The 16156-nt window shown below is 35.1% G+C and carries 21 protein-coding genes; 17 read left to right on the forward strand and 4 right to left on the reverse strand.

Translation table 11 applies throughout. The features are described from left to right. Positions 1-237 (forward strand): zinc ribbon domain-containing protein (locus GH715_RS01490; protein ID WP_163578389.1); only part of this gene is annotated, 237 nt, incomplete at its 5' end. Between the two features lie 68 nt (positions 238-305). On the opposite strand, the gene GH715_RS01495 is transcribed toward GH715_RS01490, so the two are convergent. Continuing rightward, complete coding sequence (locus tag GH715_RS01495) at positions 306-986, reverse strand: sulfotransferase family 2 domain-containing protein (protein WP_163578390.1); 681 nt, start codon at positions 984-986, stop codon at positions 306-308. A gap of 273 nt (positions 987-1259) precedes the next feature. Between GH715_RS01495 and GH715_RS01500 the strand changes: the two genes are divergently transcribed. The 6 genes from GH715_RS01500 (at position 1260) to GH715_RS01525 (ending at position 4276) form a co-directional block, all read left to right on the forward strand. Next, positions 1260-1439 carry a hypothetical protein gene (locus GH715_RS01500; RefSeq protein WP_153834081.1) on the forward strand — a complete coding sequence of 60 codons (180 nt, stop codon included), beginning with the start codon at positions 1260-1262 and terminating at the stop codon, positions 1437-1439. Positions 1440-1538: 99 nt separating this feature from the next. Further along, the gene (locus GH715_RS01505; RefSeq protein ID WP_153834082.1) at positions 1539-1742 is read left to right on the forward strand and encodes a hypothetical protein; all 204 of its coding nucleotides are present in this window, start codon (positions 1539-1541) and stop codon (positions 1740-1742) included. An 82-nt stretch (positions 1743-1824) separates the two neighbouring features. Further along, on the forward strand, positions 1825-2343 hold the full coding sequence (locus GH715_RS01510; RefSeq protein ID WP_153834083.1) for a hypothetical protein: 519 nt from the start codon (positions 1825-1827) through the stop codon (positions 2341-2343). 381 nt (positions 2344-2724) lie between these two features. Beyond that, the gene (locus GH715_RS01515; RefSeq protein ID WP_153834084.1) at positions 2725-3270 is read left to right on the forward strand and encodes a hypothetical protein; all 546 of its coding nucleotides are present in this window, start codon (positions 2725-2727) and stop codon (positions 3268-3270) included. A 2-nt stretch (positions 3271-3272) separates the two neighbouring features. After that, positions 3273-3782 carry a hypothetical protein gene (locus GH715_RS01520; RefSeq protein WP_153834085.1) on the forward strand — a complete coding sequence of 170 codons (510 nt, stop codon included), beginning with the start codon at positions 3273-3275 and terminating at the stop codon, positions 3780-3782. Beyond that, positions 3773-4276 (forward strand): PIN domain-containing protein, encoded by a 504-nt coding sequence (locus GH715_RS01525; protein ID WP_163578391.1) that lies wholly within the window; start codon positions 3773-3775, stop codon positions 4274-4276. Before GH715_RS01520 ends, GH715_RS01525 begins: the two co-directional genes overlap by 10 nt. A gap of 244 nt (positions 4277-4520) precedes the next feature. On the opposite strand, the gene rpsD is transcribed toward GH715_RS01525, so the two are convergent. Further along, positions 4521-5123, reverse strand: coding sequence for a 30S ribosomal protein S4 (gene rpsD, locus GH715_RS01530; RefSeq protein WP_153834087.1), 603 nt, complete (start codon positions 5121-5123; stop codon positions 4521-4523). 238 nt (positions 5124-5361) lie between these two features. Then, complete coding sequence (locus GH715_RS01535) at positions 5362-5841, reverse strand: GAF domain-containing protein (RefSeq protein ID WP_153834088.1); 480 nt, start codon at positions 5839-5841, stop codon at positions 5362-5364. Between the two features lie 242 nt (positions 5842-6083). Between GH715_RS01535 and ezrA the strand changes: the two genes are divergently transcribed. From ezrA to GH715_RS01570, 7 genes are all read left to right on the forward strand, one after another. After that, a complete protein-coding gene (gene ezrA / locus GH715_RS01540) occupies positions 6084-7790 on the forward strand; it encodes a septation ring formation regulator EzrA (protein ID WP_153834089.1) in 1707 nt (568 codons plus the stop codon). Positions 7791-7814: 24 nt separating this feature from the next. Then, a complete protein-coding gene (locus tag GH715_RS01545) occupies positions 7815-8162 on the forward strand; it encodes a hypothetical protein (protein WP_153834090.1) in 348 nt (115 codons plus the stop codon). 144 nt (positions 8163-8306) lie between these two features. Further along, positions 8307-9449, forward strand: a complete 1143-nt coding sequence (locus tag GH715_RS01550; protein ID WP_153834091.1) for a cysteine desulfurase family protein — start codon at positions 8307-8309, stop codon at positions 9447-9449. Between the two features lie 6 nt (positions 9450-9455). After that, positions 9456-10658, forward strand: coding sequence for a tRNA uracil 4-sulfurtransferase ThiI (gene thiI, locus GH715_RS01555; RefSeq protein WP_153834092.1), 1203 nt, complete (start codon positions 9456-9458; stop codon positions 10656-10658). A gap of 98 nt (positions 10659-10756) precedes the next feature. Then, positions 10757-10963, forward strand: a complete 207-nt coding sequence (locus GH715_RS01560; protein WP_018933566.1) for an alpha/beta-type small acid-soluble spore protein — start codon at positions 10757-10759, stop codon at positions 10961-10963. 39 nt (positions 10964-11002) lie between these two features. Continuing rightward, positions 11003-12661, forward strand: coding sequence for an amidohydrolase (locus tag GH715_RS01565; protein ID WP_153834197.1), 1659 nt, complete (start codon positions 11003-11005; stop codon positions 12659-12661). A 16-nt stretch (positions 12662-12677) separates the two neighbouring features. Further along, positions 12678-12875: a hypothetical protein gene (locus GH715_RS01570; RefSeq protein WP_163578392.1), complete on the forward strand. Its 198-nt coding sequence runs from the start codon at positions 12678-12680 to the stop codon at positions 12873-12875. Between the two features lie 19 nt (positions 12876-12894). Here GH715_RS01570 and GH715_RS01575 read toward each other — a convergent pair whose 3' ends face one another. Next, positions 12895-13695, reverse strand: a complete 801-nt coding sequence (locus GH715_RS01575) for an NAD kinase (RefSeq protein ID WP_153834093.1) — start codon at positions 13693-13695, stop codon at positions 12895-12897. A gap of 153 nt (positions 13696-13848) precedes the next feature. Between GH715_RS01575 and GH715_RS01580 the strand changes: the two genes are divergently transcribed. The 3 genes from GH715_RS01580 (at position 13849) to GH715_RS01590 (ending at position 16022) form a co-directional block, all read left to right on the forward strand. Beyond that, positions 13849-14376 carry a hypothetical protein gene (locus tag GH715_RS01580; RefSeq protein WP_153834094.1) on the forward strand — a complete coding sequence of 176 codons (528 nt, stop codon included), beginning with the start codon at positions 13849-13851 and terminating at the stop codon, positions 14374-14376. Continuing rightward, positions 14376-14849 (forward strand): GerW family sporulation protein, encoded by a 474-nt coding sequence (ytfJ, locus tag GH715_RS01585; protein ID WP_153834095.1) that lies wholly within the window; start codon positions 14376-14378, stop codon positions 14847-14849. Before GH715_RS01580 ends, ytfJ begins: the two co-directional genes overlap by 1 nt. 189 nt (positions 14850-15038) lie before the next feature. Then, positions 15039-16022 (forward strand): class I SAM-dependent methyltransferase, encoded by a 984-nt coding sequence (locus tag GH715_RS01590; protein WP_153834096.1) that lies wholly within the window; start codon positions 15039-15041, stop codon positions 16020-16022. Positions 16023-16156: the final 134 nt, after the last annotated feature.

A 16156-nucleotide genomic window follows, 5' to 3' on the forward strand; every position in this document is an offset into this window, starting at 1 on the left:
GGCAAAACGATCGTGAAAATAAGTAAATGGTTTCCATCCAGTCAGCTATGCTCCGTTTGTGGGCATCACGATGGCAAGAAATCGCTTGACATAAGGGAATGGACTTGTCCAGTTTGCCATACTCACCACGATCGAGATGTCAATGCGAGCAAAAATATTCTAGCCGAAGGATTACGAATGGTAGCTTCGGCTTCAACAACCAATAAAACCGTAGGGACTACGGGGATAGCTTGGTAAAGAAGAGAAACCACTGTTAGGGAAGAAATAACCTAATAAGTACGCTCTGTTCCCAAGAATCCCCCACTTCAAACATCCTGAAAGGAGGTTAAGTGGGGGTAGTTCAAGAAATGATGTTTTGCCCATTCATATAGTTCTTTATCATGATGATTGACTTGTTCAATGGATTGAATGATGTTTGGAGCAATGCTATCCATCTCCGGTCTGCTGTTTGTTTTATTTTTTCTGTTAATAGATGCAATGTTCCAACCATAAATTTGCTGCATACAAAACAATGATTCACGATACATGTCGGTAAATCCTACTAAGTCAAAGTGTTTGGTGATATGATGTTTCGCTCTTTCTAAATCATTGGGATCACCGCCGGATAAATATCGTGTCGCGAGGTTAACCGTTCTATAACGAATATTACGAATATCGCTTTTGTTATAGGGTTGGTTCTCTATTTTTTCATTTTGCACATATTCGACAAATTCTTGCAAGGACATATCATTTACTTTTTGGTATAAGGGATCTCGTTCATAACTTCTTATATAAAAATAAGTAGAAATAACACGGTCAGCTGGGTCTCTTAGAAACGTGAAGAAGCGAATTGGTTTTGGATACTCCTTAAAATATCGGTTGTGCCATACATGGATAGTATCTTGTTGTCTTTCGAATAAGTCCCACAAAGTCTTTCCTCCAGTTTTCGGTATATGCAAAAAAACTGGGTTCTCAGGGTTCGTAGCTTCTTTATCAAAAATGATCACATTCTTCAGCCTTTCTGTATCATTCTTATCTATAAAATTATTACTGTATTATAAGCAGGTGACAGAATTATGTGTAGGTTATTAATAGGGACTCAAAGGCATATTTTTAAATGAGTGGAGAAAATATGGAAATGGATATTTGGTGTTATAACAGTGACGTCTTAAATAAGGTGTTTTTTATTTTATCTTGTCCTTTTTACAAGAGGAAATATTTAAGTTTATGAGTTTCTAATACTTGATGTAGTAAAGTATGTAAATATAAGGTGATGATTTATGGCTCTAATTCAAATGTTATTGGTACATGGACGTATTAGCTCTGAAAATCAAGTAAATGTTTCGCCAGATTGTCATGTTAAAGTGATACACAAAACAGAGAACGGTATAGAATACAGCGAATTTGTGAAGGACACATCACCATTGCATGAACAATTCAAACTAATGGAGTCGCAATAAGTGGCTCTTTTTTGTTAATCTCTAATCATTATTCAATCCAAGGATTGCCATAAACAAATTATTGTTACCTCCGATATAAAATAGGTGGAGGTGTAATTCATGGAAATTGATTTTAGTGAGGGACAACCAGTTATGAATGAGTTGGCATTGAAACTAGCAATCATTATATTTATCCCTCTTCTTGCTGCATTTATTGTTATGTTTTTATTGAAGGTGTGTAGAATTCCAGTAGTTTTAATTAGGTACATAGGAGTTGGAGTCTTTTTATTTGGAGTTTATCAAATGTTTGTGATTTTGTATTAAAAAGCAAAAAATCATGTGATTCAAGATTATTTTGAAGGAATTTCCTCTTTTTTGTCGAATATTATTATTAGGGGGGAGGAGTATGGATTATTTTCAAACGTTAAATACCGTTCAAAAACAAATTGATAACATGTTGGCACCACAGAAAGAATTACTAGCAAAGCAAGAGGCTTTTCGATCAAAAATTCAATTTATGAACCAAACAAATTCTGCGTTCTTAAAAATGAGAGAGATACAACAATCAGTGGAACTACTAAAGAGCACTATGGAAAAACCTCAATTACTAGTTAATTATATAGAAAGTTATAATAGTGTTAGGGAGTTTGCTAATTATTATAAGGATGAAAGTCAGTATGAGAGTACAATTCATATACCTAATATTGAACCTGAAATAACGCTTTTAAATGAAGAACAAAAAGAGCAAGTAAAGGAAATATTTAGAGAAGTATTACAAGAAGCCTCAAAGGGTGAGAAAGCAAAGGATAGTAAACTAAGTATATTTTCTAATTCCATGACTTTGTTTGTTTCTATACCTGGACTCGAAGAGGCGATAATGTATTATTACGTGTTTATAAAAGATTTATATCAACATTTCTTTTAAGTAACATCTAACCATGAGTGAGAGCAAGTGAAACTGCATAATCCCCCCTGTCAAAATGAATTTTTGCACCATTTGGGTGATAGGTAGGGGGACTCAAACGCGCACCTCAGTTAAAATTTTGGAATTTTTTAAGTACTACAAAACAGTTCTACAAACACTGTCACATTAATGTTTTGAAGCATGCCACACTGACTGTTACACTATTGTAGTACTACATTAATGTGAATTCTTGCAGGATTTCCCTCTGTTTATGTCGAATAAATATATATGAATTTGTTGACAAAAAAGCGGTTAATGTTTGTCAACGGCAAGTAAATTATATTAAAATAAATCAATATGAAAAGAAAAAGGATTTATATTTAATGTAGGAGGAACTATTTGATGGATTTGAAGAGTATTGAAATAATTTCAAAGATGGCGAATGAAGGAGAAATAGAATTTAAATTTTTTCAAGATTCTGCACGAATTAGAATCAAATCAGACGAATTTGATGAATCATTAAAAAATTATAATTTTGATGGGGATAGGGAAAGTTTCGCAGATCAATTAGACGAATTCTTAACTCTAGCAAAAGATGTTGCTTTAGGTAATCCTACAGAAGAGTATTCAGAGGAAAGCATAGAGCTAATAAAAAATAATTACCTTAATGATGAGCGAATAAATTTAATTAATCTACAATTACGTTCTCACAATAATATACTTGAGGAAGTTGATACTGATATTATTACTAAAAGATCAAAAACAAATTCGAAAAGTATTATATCATATAATGGATTAATAACCTTAATTACTAGAGAGACGCATGTTGATGATGTATCAGATTATGATGTCCTACATTTAGAACTTACAAAAAAACAAATAGATACTTTAATTGATGAATTAAGTAAAGCACGGAAGAGTATTGAATCTATTGAGAAGGAGGAGTAGAGATGACAACTTTTTCAAAAGAAGGTTTGGATCGAAACTATATAGGAAATATTAAAGACAGAGAGAGTTTAACTTATTTAAAAATTGGCTATGATGATGAAGAAACAATTAGTCATGAAAAAATTATGGTAGCATATAATACCTCAAAGAGACCATATCGGAAAGTTGGTGAAAGTGTTTTGACTGGATTTGCTGACTATGATGATATTGCTGACAAATACAAAAATGCAACTCAAGATATAGTAAAAGAATATATCCAAGAAAATAAAAAGCTTAAAAAGTACATTATGGAAGTTGTTAATAGTGTAGCTGAAGGTGAATTAACCGAAGATGTAAAATTGGAAACATCTTTAGATTTATATAACAAGGGTATTTTCCATATGAATGATGTATTAGAGTTTAACAATTTAACAGTAGACGGATTTTATAATGAGCTATCAAAAAGAAATATGACCTTGTACTATGAAGATGATTTAGAAATAAACGAAGATGACATAGAGGAATGGCTTTAATGTCTGGAGATGCTGTGTCTAATACCACTGCTATATTAGCTTTGGGGAATGCTGGTAATTTGAATATATTAAAAGACATATACTCAAATATTTATATCCCTGAAGCAGTAGCAAATGAAATTAAATCCGTCAATATTCCAAGTTGGATTAATATACTAAAAATTCAATCACATGAGTCTTATAATGTTCTAACTAACACTCATGGATTGCATCCTGGAGAAGCTGAAGCTATTATTCTGGCGGATGAATTGTGTAGAGTGAAAAATATTAAAGCTTTATTACTAGATGAAGGTCAAGCTCGAAAACATGTTAAATTCTATTTTAAATCTCAACAATATCCACAGATTCATCCTTTACCAATGATTTTAAAAATTGCTGAAAAAAAAGGGTTAGTTACAGATTTCAGACAAGAGATTAAAAACTATGATAAAAACGGTTATTATAAATTAACTGCAGACGATAAAATTAGATATTTTCGAAATAGCACTCCTTAAAATTAACATCAAAAGATTATAATGCTTCGTCTTAATTTGAAAGAATCTTAATGACGGTACCGTAAGCAAATCGCGGTACCTTTTCCTTTACATACATCTGCCCACGCTATATTTGATTAGCCCCAAAATCATTCGTTTTTCCACATCATTTTGCATATTACTGGTACAATAAAAAAAGCCCCAAAACACTGATAAAACAATGTTTGTAGGACTTTTATTGTTACTTATAAGTGAGTCATTCTCATTAACGAGAGTAGAACTCAACAATAAGTGCTTCGTTAATTTCTGCAGGTAACTCAGAACGCTCTGGGTAGCGAGTGTAAGTACCTTCTAGTTTGTCTGCGTCGAATGATACGAATTCAGGTGTGAAAGTGTTAGCCTCAATAGCATCAGCGATAATATCTAGCTTTTGAGATTTTTCACGAACACCGATAACCTGACCAGGTTTTACTTGGTAAGAAGGAATGTCAACGCGACCTCCATCTACAGTAATGTGACCATGGTTTACTAATTGACGAGCCTGACGACGAGTACGTGCAAGACCTAGGCGGTAAACAAGGTTATCAAGACGAGATTCAAGAAGGATCATGAAGTTCTCACCATGGATACCTTTCATTTTACCAGCTGCATCAAATAGATTACGGAATTGACGTTCATTGATTCCGTACATGAAACGCAGCTTTTGTTTTTCTTGTAATTGTAAACCATATTCAGATAGTTTACGACGTTGATTAGGTCCGTGTTGACCTGGTGCGTAAGGACGTTTGTCTAACTCCTTACCAGTACCTGTTAATGAGATACCAAGACGACGAGACTTTTTCCATACAGAACCTGTATAGCGAGCCATTGTACATCTTCTCCTTTATATATGAATTTTGCATAAAATAAGACAGTGTGTCCCTATCTCGACAGCCATTTTGTTTTCATGCATCCTCGCCCTAGTAGCAGAGAGTTACTCGATGCACCTCGCTTTAGCTTTTCCAATGAGGAACAAAATGGTCAGCCAGTGGTTCACATAGGCTACCTTTTTTACACAAAGTCCATTATATGATGCTAGAGGAGTAATGTCAACAGCTATATTTGTTCTAAATATATTTTTCTAAAGTCTGAACGAATTGTTCTAAATATTTTTGGTCCGTTTCATCAAAGCGATTTTTATGAGGACTATCGATGTCTAATACACCGAAAATTTCGCCATCTTTGATAATGGGTACAACGATTTCTGATTGGCTTGCTGCATCACAAGCAATATGACCAGGGAATTGGTGGACATCTGCTACCAGTTGGGTTTTCTGTTCCGCAACAGCTGTTCCACATACTCCTTTGCCACTTTTAATTCGTACACATGCAGGCAACCCTTGGAAAGGCCCCAACACTAATTCGTCGTCTTTCCAAATATAAAAACCCACCCAGTTCACATCTTCTAAAAATTGGTTTAATAATGCAGATGCATTAGATAAATTTGCAATTACATCAGGTTCATCATGTAAAAGGGCATCTAATTGCTTAATAACGATTGGATAATCTTTCTGTTTAGCACCGTTATAACTTTGTGTTTCAAACATATGTCCCCACTCCTCAATATGAATTTTATTTATCATACAACACATTAACTTACGTGACAAATCATCAAACTTAATTATATGAAAAAACAGATTTCGATAAAAATATTCAAAAATAGTAAAATTTTTAGCAAAAAGGTGTAGAAACATGGTATCATAACAAGTAACAATAAAGTCGTCTAAAAATATAAGGAAATTTAACTATACATATACAAGCTATCGGTTGTTTTGAAGGAGGATTACTTATGTTGGAATTCGTGATCGGTGGAATTCTTATTATTATTGTATTACTTATTATTGGACTCATCTTTAGGAAAAAGGTCTATGATAATGTCGATCGTCTGGAAGCATGGAAGATGGATATTATGAATCGAAATGTTACGGCAGAATTGGCCAAAGTAAAACAGTTAAATTTATCAGGTGAAACACAAGAAAAATTTGAGAGCTGGAAAGAAAACTGGGACTACATTCTGACAAGAGAACTGCCAGATATGGAGGAATATTTGTTAGATGCAGAAGAAGCTGCAGACAGATTTCGAATTAATGCATCGAAGAAAAATCTGCAACATGTTGAAAAAGCATTGCAAAATATTGAAAAGAATATTGAAGACATGTATACGGAGCTTGATCATTTGCTTAATTCAGAGAAATATGTTCGACAAGAAATTAAAGATTTAGATCCGAGAATTAAAGAACTGAAGAAATACCTCTTACATAATCGTACGCAATTTGGTAGAGCGGAAATTGTTTTTGAATCAGAATTAACGAAGTTGGAGAAACGCTTAACAGAGTACTCCATGTTAACAGATGAAGGAAATTATATGGAAGCACAAGATTTGATTGAAGCACTAAAAGATGAAATAGAAAATATAGAAGAAAGAATCAGTGCTTTTCCAGGTATCTATCGCCAATGTAAACAGCAAATTCCAGAGCAGATGAAAGACTTGCTTAGAGGTATGGCTGAAATGGAAGAAGAAGGTTATCGTGTGCAGCAGTTTGGTTTTGAAAAAGAATTAAAGCAATATGAAAATATGTTAAAAAATGCGATAAAAGAATTAGATAATGGTGAGACAAATAAAATTGAAGAATCATTAGAACAAATGGAAGAACGTCTGAACGAAATGTTTCAGTTATTGGAAAAAGAAGCAAAGTCAAAATCAATTGTAGAAAGTCAATTTCCGAATGCGAGACAACATTTAATCGATATTCAAGAGCAGGTGGAAAGCACTTCTAATGAAATTAAAGAATTACAACAAACATACTATTTAGAAGAAGCCGATCTTGAATTGTTCCTAAGCATTGAAAAATGGCTTGCTAAAACAGAAAATCAATTTGAACAAATTGAAAAAGAATATGAAGATCGTCAAGCAAATCATTTAGAAATTAAAGATAAACTGGATACTTTCTCTGAAGAACTAGATAAGTTAGATAAAGCACAAGCAGATTTTCAATTGCAAATTAAAGATTTAAGAAAAGATGAAATGGAAGCAAAAGAACAGATTGCTAAATTAAAGCAACAGTTAATTCATACAGATAAGAAATTACAGAAAAGTAATATGCCAGGAATTCCTTCTTTTATCATCAATGCATTGGAAGAATCGACGGAAAAATGTGAAGTCGTTTTAAAACAGTTACAGAAACATCCGTTAGATATGGGGAAAGTACAACATAGCATTGCAGAAGCGACTAAATCCGTTAATAATTTTGTTGAGCAAACTAATTTATTACTGGATCAGGCACGTTTAGTGGAATTAGCTATTCAATATGGAAATCGATATCGAAGTAGTCATCCATTATTAGCTTCCCATTTATCGGAAGCAGAACAATTATTTAGAGATTATAAATACGAAAATGCATTAGAAACAGCGGTAAAGGCGTTGGAGGAAGTCGATCCCAATGCTATGGCAAAAATTGAAGAAATGGACAAAGCATTTCAACGAAAAGCTAATTAGATATAGCAAAGGTGGGAGGACATCATGAAATGGTTAGTAATGGCACTATCTACCGTGACAGTTACCATCTGGGGAATTGTTCTATTCTTTTATTTAGATATAGGGCAAACAGCTTATGTATACGCTGATCAACATGAAGTAGTGCAACATAAACATGATTACAAACAGACCAATTTTATATTTAGAACGAAGAAAATGCCCGACAATACTGACACTGGAGCGGAAGGTCAAGAGTCGAGTAATTCAGAAACTGAATCTGAACAATCACAACAAGCTCCAAAATCTTTAGCAAACTTGACTTTGGAATTGAATGATGACAATACAGTTTCCATTGATGAGATAATGTCGAAGTTAGATATTGAGGTTGAATAGTAAAGTCGAGAAGATATTCCTGTATTGATATAGGGATATCTTTTCTATTGTCAGTAGCAAACTTTTGTCAGGCATAACTTATTTGCACGATCGGTAAAATATGATAAGATATCCCAATGTTAATCGAAAAAGAGGGGTTCAAGGATGATATATTTAGATAATAGTGCTACAACAAAACCAAATCCACAAGTATTAGACAGTTTTACAAAAGCATCTACCGGGTTCTTTGGGAATGCATCATCCATTCATGGGATTGGGATGGATGCGGAACGTTTATTACGTAAGTCTCGAGAACAAGCAGCATCATTATTAGAAGTTAATCCTAATGAAATTATTTTTACATCGGGAGGTACAGAAGGTAATAACTTAGCAATTAAAGGAATTGCGCTGGAACATCAAAATAGAGGAAAGCATATTATTACCTCTTCTGTTGAACACCCGTCTGTTATCGAAACTTGCCAAGGGTTAGAAGCTTTAGGTTTTGAAGTGACCTATTTAGATGTGGATGAGTCAGGTTTAGTGAATATAGACAAGTTAAAGAAAGAAATGCGCGAAGATACAATATTAGTCTCTATCATGCATGTAAATAATGAAATAGGAACGATTCAGCCGATTAAAGAAATCGGAGAAGTCGTACAAAGCTATCCGAAAGCATTTTTTCATGTTGATCATGTACAAGGGTATGGAAAAGTCCCATTAAATATTCAAGCAAGTCATGTGGACTTATGTACGATTTCTGGTCATAAAATTCATGGGTTGAAAGGAACTGGACTTCTTTATGTAAAACAAACGGTTAAGTTGTTTTCATTAGCTCATGGTGGTGGTCAGGAAAGAAGAATACGCTCAGGTACAGAGAATGTTGCTGGGATCGTTTCATTAGTAAAGGCGATGCGTCTCGCTAAAGAAAAGCAGTCAGAACTTCATAAGAAATTAACTAATTTAAAGCATGTATTAATGGAACAACTGCAAACGTTAGATAGAGTTGTCATCAATACACCCAAAATCGCCAGTGCACCACATATAGTAAATTTCTCTGTTCGTGGATTAAAACCGGAAGTAGTTATTCATGCATTAGAGGACTTTGAAATCTTTATTTCGACTAAGTCTGCTTGTTCATCGAAAAGTGCGGATGAAAGTGCTGTACTTATTGCCTGTGGTAAAGACCGTGATATTGCAATTTCCGGTTTGCGTGTTAGTATGTCTTATGAGACAACCAAAGAAGAGATCGATTATTTCTTCCAAAAATTAACCGAAGTTATAAAAAAATTAAGTGAAGTAATGGGGTAGATATCAATGCAGTATGATCATATAGTAATTAGATATGGGGAACTCACATTAAAAGGTCGAAATCGAAAACTGTTTACAACGCAATTAGCTAAAAATGTCCGTCAGGCATTGCGCAATTTCCCAGCTATTAAAGTAGACAAAAAGCGTGATCGCATGTATATCGTGTTAAATGGTGAGGACCCGGAAGCAATCATGGACAGATGCCAAAAAATATTCGGTATTCAAAATATGAGTGTGGCACTTAAGGTAGAAAATGAGGAAACAGCTATTAAAGAGCAAGCACTTAAACTTTTAACGGAAACCGAGAATGTAAGAACTTTTAAAGTATCAACCAAGCGTTCCAATAAAGAGTTTCCAATTGGATCACAAGAATTTAATCAAGTGCTTGGTGGATATTTATTGTCCAATACAGATGGCATTACAGTCGATGTTCATCAGCCGGATTTGGAAATTACCGTTGATATTCGTTCTGAAGCAACCTATTTAACATCGCAAAAGGTTCCAGGTGCTGCTGGACTTCCAGTAGGCTCCTCCGGAAAATCATTACTACTTTTATCTGGAGGTATTGATAGTCCTGTTGCTGGTTATTTAACGATGAAACGTGGTGTCCAATTGGAAGCTATCCATTTCCATTCACCACCATACACAAGTGAAAGAGCGAAAGAAAAAGTGTTAGATTTAGCGGAAAAACTGTCTTTTTATGGCCATTCGATCAAAGTGCATATTGTACCTTTTACAGCATTACAGCAAAAAATACATCGTGAGATTCCACATGGTTACTCCATGACAGTGATGCGTAGAATGATGATGCGTATCAGTGAAGCTGTTGCCAAACAAGAAGGTATCTTATCACTTGTAACTGGTGAGAGTCTTGGGCAAGTTGCCAGTCAGACAATGGAAAGTATGCACGCGATTAATGCGGTAACCAATTATCCTGTTATTCGACCATTAGTCGCAATGGACAAAGACGAGATCATTAGAATTTCAGAAGAGATTGATATGTATGATATCTCTATTCGTCCTTTTGAGGATTGTTGTACAGTATTTGTACCTAAACAGCCAAAAACAAAACCAAAATTGGAAAAAGTAGAGCAATTTGAAGCTAATATAGAGTTTGAGTCAGATATTCAAGAAATCTTGTCATCGATTGAAACCGTTGAGATTGAAGCAAAAGATAAACAAGAAGCGGAGCTAGAAGACTTGCTCTAACGGTTGGATGAATTAACAACAACTACCAGTCAATATTTTGCATGATTTCACCTCTAAAAGTTCATGATAGTAATGTAGTCAAGAGGAGGTGAAAGCAAATGGCGAACAACAACAGTTCAAACAATCTAGTAGTTCCTGGAGTAAGCCAAGCTCTAGATCAAATGAAAGTTGAAATTGCACAAGAGTTTGGTGTAAACTTAGGTGCTGATACTACTTCACGTGCCAATGGTTCAGTTGGTGGAGAGATCACAAAACGTCTTGTACAAATGGCTGAACAACAAATGGGTGGTCAAGCAAATCAATAATAAAATGGAGGATAGTGCAAAGTGCACTATCCTTTTCTTATGAATGACTTTTTGCTATCGTTATATCATAATCAAGAGAAGAATATTAGGCTAGGTGATAGAATGGGTACACTCTTTTATGGCGGTACAATTTACACAATGGAAGATGAAACATCGATAGCAGAAGCTGTTTATGTAGAAGATGGGACAATTATGGGCGTCGGGAAAGAATCAGAGTTAAGAAATACATGGATGAACAGTATAGACGACGAATACACTCTGAGTGGAGCAACCATGTACCCTGGTTTTGTCGACAGTCATTTACATATAATTGGTCATGGTGAAAAATTGTTACATTTAGACTTATCATCTATGAAATCTGCAAATGAAGTATTGCAAGCTTTAGAAAGAAAAGCACAAGAATTAGAACCAGAGGAATGGTTAATTGCAGATGGATGGAATGAAAATCAATGGGAAGAAGTCAGAATTATTGATAAAACAGAATTAGATGATATTTCAAGTGAACATCCTATCATTTTATCCCGAGTATGCCGTCATGCACTTATAGTTAATTCTAAAGTATTGAACTTAGCTGGAATAACGAGGGAAATGGAAGACCCACAAGGCGGAAAAATTGTCCGAGATCAATTTGGAGAGCCAACCGGATATTTATTAGATCAAGCCCAAGAATTAGTGAAGGAAATAATGCCACTAATATCAGAATCTAAGTTACAGGAAACCGTTAAAGTCGCAATTGAAGATCTTCTTCGACTAGGTTTAGTTGGAGGGCATAGTGAAGATCTTTCTTATTATGGTGGGTTTGAACGTACATTGAATGCGTATCACAAGGTTTTACCTGAAAAGTATAAATTTAGAGCACACCTATTAGTTCATCATCTTGTTTTTAATGAAATGTTAGCGCAAGGTTTACAGTATGGTGATGGAGGAGAGTTTACTACTCTTGGTGCAATGAAGATATTTTCGGATGGCGCACTAGGGGGAAGAACTGCTTGGTTGAGTGAACCATACCACGATGACCCAAGTAATGTGGGAATCCCAATTCATAAGCGGCATAATTTAGAGATTTTGTTTCAAAAAGCGCGAAAAAGAGAGCATCCTGTAGCTGTGCATGCAATTGGTGATCAGGCGGTTGAGGAGATAGTAGCTTGTATCGAAAAGTATCCATTACATAATGGTTTAAAAGATCGAATCATCCATGCTCAAATTATGAATGACAAGTTATTGGACAGATTAAAGCAAATTCCGGTTGTACTGGATATTCAGCCTTCCTTTGTTGCATCGGATTTCCCGTGGGTCAAGGAGAGGCTAGGTGATAGAAGAACGAATGATGCCTATCCATGGAAAACCTATTTAAATAATGGCATTGCTTGTGCTGGAGGATCAGACGCACCAATTGAAGAGGTAAATCCGTTATTAGGGATTCAAGCAGCTGTAACAAGAAGATCTAACATTGATGGACAAGTGTATGGTAGTCACCAAAAGCTTTCTGTTTTTGAAGCTATTTCTTTATATACCAAGGGCAGTGCCTATGTCATTAATCATGCTCATGACCGAGGTATGATCAAGCCAGGCTTTGTAGCGGATTTTACCATATTGGAAAAAGACTTGCTCAAACACGATCCTGATCGATTCCACGAAATAGAAGTGAAAGCAACCATCGTAGACGGAGAAATGATGTACGAAAAACCAGAGGCGTAACACCTCTGGTTTTTGTGTGAAAGTGTGGACATTTGTTCCGTTATTTGTGATAAAAGTGGCGATTTTAGGCTACAAGCGGACATCTTTTCCGCTATTCATTGAAAATGACGTCATTCTATACCAAAAAAGAACAAATAACGGATTAGATGTCCGCCAACACCGAAAAAAGGCTGAGATTGCGCCCAATAGCGCACTAAATGTCCGTTCAACATGATAGTAGGATAACGTTCAACTTAGAGGAAGGTTCGTTGAACGCGGTCCCAGAAGGAGTTGTTTTTTAGCTTCACGGTTTTAATTCGTTTATCACTTAGCTGAATCGTTAATGTTTGAATGTTCCTTATCGAGTAAGCCTCATTATCAAGCCCTACAATCGGGTAATCATTACCATCCTGAATGACCTCTAGACGTAAAATTCGATCTTGATTTAAAACAAATGAAGAACCTAATGTACGGTAGCGGTTATTGTTTAAAGAAGCAAGCTCCGTTACTTGCAAGCAAGGAATTTTTGGATCAATTACAGCACCTGAAGTTGACTTGTTATAACCCGTACTTCCGGTAGGTGTGGCCACGATCAATCCATCTCCACGAAAGCGTTCAAAATGATTATCATCAATAAATACATCCATTGCAATCGTTTTAATAATCGCAGAACGAATAGCGGCTTCATTTAAACAATGGAATGTTGACTGCCCATTGATCGTAACATCAATTATTGGAAAGCGACGAACCTCAATACTGTCATTTTTCATCGATTCCACCATCTCATCATATTGGTCAATATTAAAATCACAGTACAAGCCAGATTCATCTGCTTGGGTAATGCCTACATATAAGCAATCCTGACGAAAGTTTGTATGACGGACAGCTTGTAGAAATTCACCATCCCCACCAACACTGATGATGATATTAGCTTCTTTAGACTCTTCTACGATTTGAAATCCTTGATTTTCCACATATTCAAATAACGGTTCCAATTTTTTGATAAGTTCCTCGTTTTTCTTGTAGTAAAAAAATAATTTACTTCTGTTGTCCATTTTCCTTCCTCCTAACAAGCATATCTATCTCTTCTCATCTTATCATGGTTTCCAAAGCTATCCTATTGATAACTTGGATTATTTTGTGTTGATTGTTACGACTTTATGATTAATCTACTATTTACTCGTAAATAATAATGAAGAGGTGAGAATATGCTGATTGTCTTATTATTGATTATAATTGTTCTTTTCATTATTATTCTGTTGATTTTTCTTAGGTCACGAGTATATATATCATTGGATTGGCAATGGGATGAAGAGGATAAAAATGCCCAATTTCAAATTAGTATATTACGTTTCACTTTTTATCAAGAGACAATCGATTTCACCCAGTTCGATTTATCATCTTTAGAAACAGATAATAGCGTGGATATGAAGGAGATGTATCATCTTGTAAAAAGTTTGTTGAAAAAATCAGAAATTGAAGCTTTACATACCGAAACGATTGTTGCTACATATGATCCCTCGATAACAGCATACCTTTACGTGTCTATCACTACGTTAGCTGAATGGATTAAAGCTCATTATAGTAGTAAACGAGACGTTGAAATTAATATAGCGGCAGATTTTGAACAAGAAACTTTTCAATCAGTAGGTGAGTGCATGATATCGGTAAAATTGAGCAAGACTATCAAAGAAATGAAAAAAATGAAAAAAATACGAAAAGGAGCCAGACAATAATGGAAGATAACAATCAAAATGTTCACCCGTTAGAAGGATTTATGAATTTAACGATGGCCAATTTAAAACAATTAATCGAAGTGGATACAGCAATTGGTAAACCAATAGAAGTTCCAGATGGCAGCTTGATCATTCCTTTATCAAAAGTCAAATTTGGTTTTGCAGCTGGTGGCAGTGAGTTTGTACCTGGGGGAGGGCAAGATCAGCAAGGTCAAGAAAGCGGTAAAGAAAGCGGACAAGGAGATACTCAATCAGAATCAATCATCCCATTTGGTGGTGGAAGTGGTGGAGGAGTTTCTATTATCCCTTCAGCATTTGTCATTGCTAATAAGGAAGGTGTACAGCTGTTGCCACTAAATGAATCGACAACAGCATATGAGAAGGTGTTAGAGAAAAGCCCGCAAGTAATTGACCAGGTTTTAGATATGTTAAAACAAAGAAAAGATGAAAAGCAGCAAGGTAATGATATATAATGCTTCTCAGTAGACAATTTGAATTCACTGCCTTCATAATATAGTGAGACTTCCAACAGTGGGATTTGACCCCACTGTTGGTTAGCGAAGCTTATCAGGGTGTTAGCGTCCTATCTTGCAAGAACGGACATTTAGCACCGTGATAAGTTAGGCAGTGAATCATTTTGTATATTGTGGAGGGAATAAAAGATGTCATTTGATATAGAAAAAGCTTTTTCGGATTTGGATCAACTAACATCTACGATAGAAGAAACAGAAAATGAACCATATTTAGAAAGCTTAATTTTTGCATTACGTGCTATTCAAACAGAAGAAACCTTAGATTTACCTGATAAAAAGACAGCAGATAGTTTAGCAGCACTGAAAGAATCACTTTACAGTGATGACACTACAAGTGAATCGATTCGAAAAGTCATTCAATTGGCCTTAATAAAAGGAATGAAGGGATCAACTCAACATCAACACGTTGTAACACCTGACAGTGTAGCTATGTTTATGGGTTACTTTATCCAAAAATTAATGCCTGAAACAAAACAATTACGACTATTTGATCCAGCAAGTGGTGCGGCGAATTTATTAACTGCTGTCATTAATCAAGTGGAAGCAGATGTTACCGGATATGGAAGTGAAATTGACCCCACATTGATTCAATTAGCAGTAGAAAGTGCGAATTTGCAGGAAGTTGAGGTTGAATACTTTCATCAAGATAGCTTAACACCTTTATTGTTAGAGCCGGTTGATGCAATTGTAGCTGACTTACCTGTCGGATATTATCCAAACGATGAACAAGCCGCTAAATTTGAATTGAATGCTGATGAAGGACATGCTTATGCACATCACTTATTCATTGAACAGAGTATGATGTACACAAAAGAAGCAGGGTACTTATTATTCGTCATCCCTAATTTTCTTTTTACTAGTGATCAAAGTGATAAATTACAAAAGTATTTGCACAATAATGCCCATATATTAGCACTGCTGCAATTACCATTATCGATGTTTTCTTCCGAGCAACATGCTAAAAGTATTTTAGTCTTACAGAAGCACGGTAAGGATACCAAACCACCAAAGCAAACATTAATGGCTCAATTGCCGTCCTTTAAAGATGTCAATAAGACACATAACATCCTTCAAAAAATCGATGATTGGTTCAAATCAGAAAAGCGAGAATAGTCAGAAAATAAAAATTTCATGAAGCAAACGTTACCATTTGATATTCCGGTTGCAAACTTATTCTGACGGTGTTTAAATGGATATGGGAATGTTTGAACATATGTCAAAACATTGATTTTATTAGACAGGATAAG

The organism is Gracilibacillus thailandensis (assembly GCF_010994055.1).
GTDB classification, from domain to species: Bacteria; Bacillota; Bacilli; order Bacillales; family Amphibacillaceae; genus Gracilibacillus; species Gracilibacillus lacisalsi.

Excerpts from the sequence above, each read along its gene's own strand:
- GH715_RS01500 (WP_153834081.1), top strand. The coding sequence starts at position 1,260 with ATGGCTCTAATTCAAATGTTATTGGTACATGGACGTATTAGCTCTGAA.
- GH715_RS01505 (WP_153834082.1), top strand. The coding sequence starts at position 1,539 with ATGGAAATTGATTTTAGTGAGGGACAACCAGTTATGAATGAGTTGGCA.
- GH715_RS01510 (WP_153834083.1), top strand. The coding sequence starts at position 1,825 with ATGGATTATTTTCAAACGTTAAATACCGTTCAAAAACAAATTGATAAC.
- GH715_RS01515 (WP_153834084.1), top strand. The coding sequence starts at position 2,725 with ATGGATTTGAAGAGTATTGAAATAATTTCAAAGATGGCGAATGAAGGA.
- GH715_RS01520 (WP_153834085.1), top strand. The coding sequence starts at position 3,273 with ATGACAACTTTTTCAAAAGAAGGTTTGGATCGAAACTATATAGGAAAT.
- GH715_RS01525 (WP_163578391.1), top strand. The coding sequence starts at position 3,773 with ATGGCTTTAATGTCTGGAGATGCTGTGTCTAATACCACTGCTATATTA.
- rpsD (WP_153834087.1), bottom strand. The coding sequence starts at position 5,123 with ATGGCTCGCTATACAGGTTCTGTATGGAAAAAGTCTCGTCGTCTTGGT.
- GH715_RS01535 (WP_153834088.1), bottom strand. The coding sequence starts at position 5,841 with ATGTTTGAAACACAAAGTTATAACGGTGCTAAACAGAAAGATTATCCA.
- ezrA (WP_153834089.1), top strand. The coding sequence starts at position 6,084 with ATGTTGGAATTCGTGATCGGTGGAATTCTTATTATTATTGTATTACTT.
- GH715_RS01545 (WP_153834090.1), top strand. The coding sequence starts at position 7,815 with ATGAAATGGTTAGTAATGGCACTATCTACCGTGACAGTTACCATCTGG.
- GH715_RS01550 (WP_153834091.1), top strand. The coding sequence starts at position 8,307 with ATGATATATTTAGATAATAGTGCTACAACAAAACCAAATCCACAAGTA.
- thiI (WP_153834092.1), top strand. The coding sequence starts at position 9,456 with ATGCAGTATGATCATATAGTAATTAGATATGGGGAACTCACATTAAAA.
- GH715_RS01560 (WP_018933566.1), top strand. The coding sequence starts at position 10,757 with ATGGCGAACAACAACAGTTCAAACAATCTAGTAGTTCCTGGAGTAAGC.
- GH715_RS01565 (WP_153834197.1), top strand. The coding sequence starts at position 11,003 with ATGAATGACTTTTTGCTATCGTTATATCATAATCAAGAGAAGAATATT.
- GH715_RS01575 (WP_153834093.1), bottom strand. The coding sequence starts at position 13,695 with ATGGACAACAGAAGTAAATTATTTTTTTACTACAAGAAAAACGAGGAA.
- GH715_RS01580 (WP_153834094.1), top strand. The coding sequence starts at position 13,849 with ATGCTGATTGTCTTATTATTGATTATAATTGTTCTTTTCATTATTATT.
- ytfJ (WP_153834095.1), top strand. The coding sequence starts at position 14,376 with ATGGAAGATAACAATCAAAATGTTCACCCGTTAGAAGGATTTATGAAT.
- GH715_RS01590 (WP_153834096.1), top strand. The coding sequence starts at position 15,039 with ATGTCATTTGATATAGAAAAAGCTTTTTCGGATTTGGATCAACTAACA.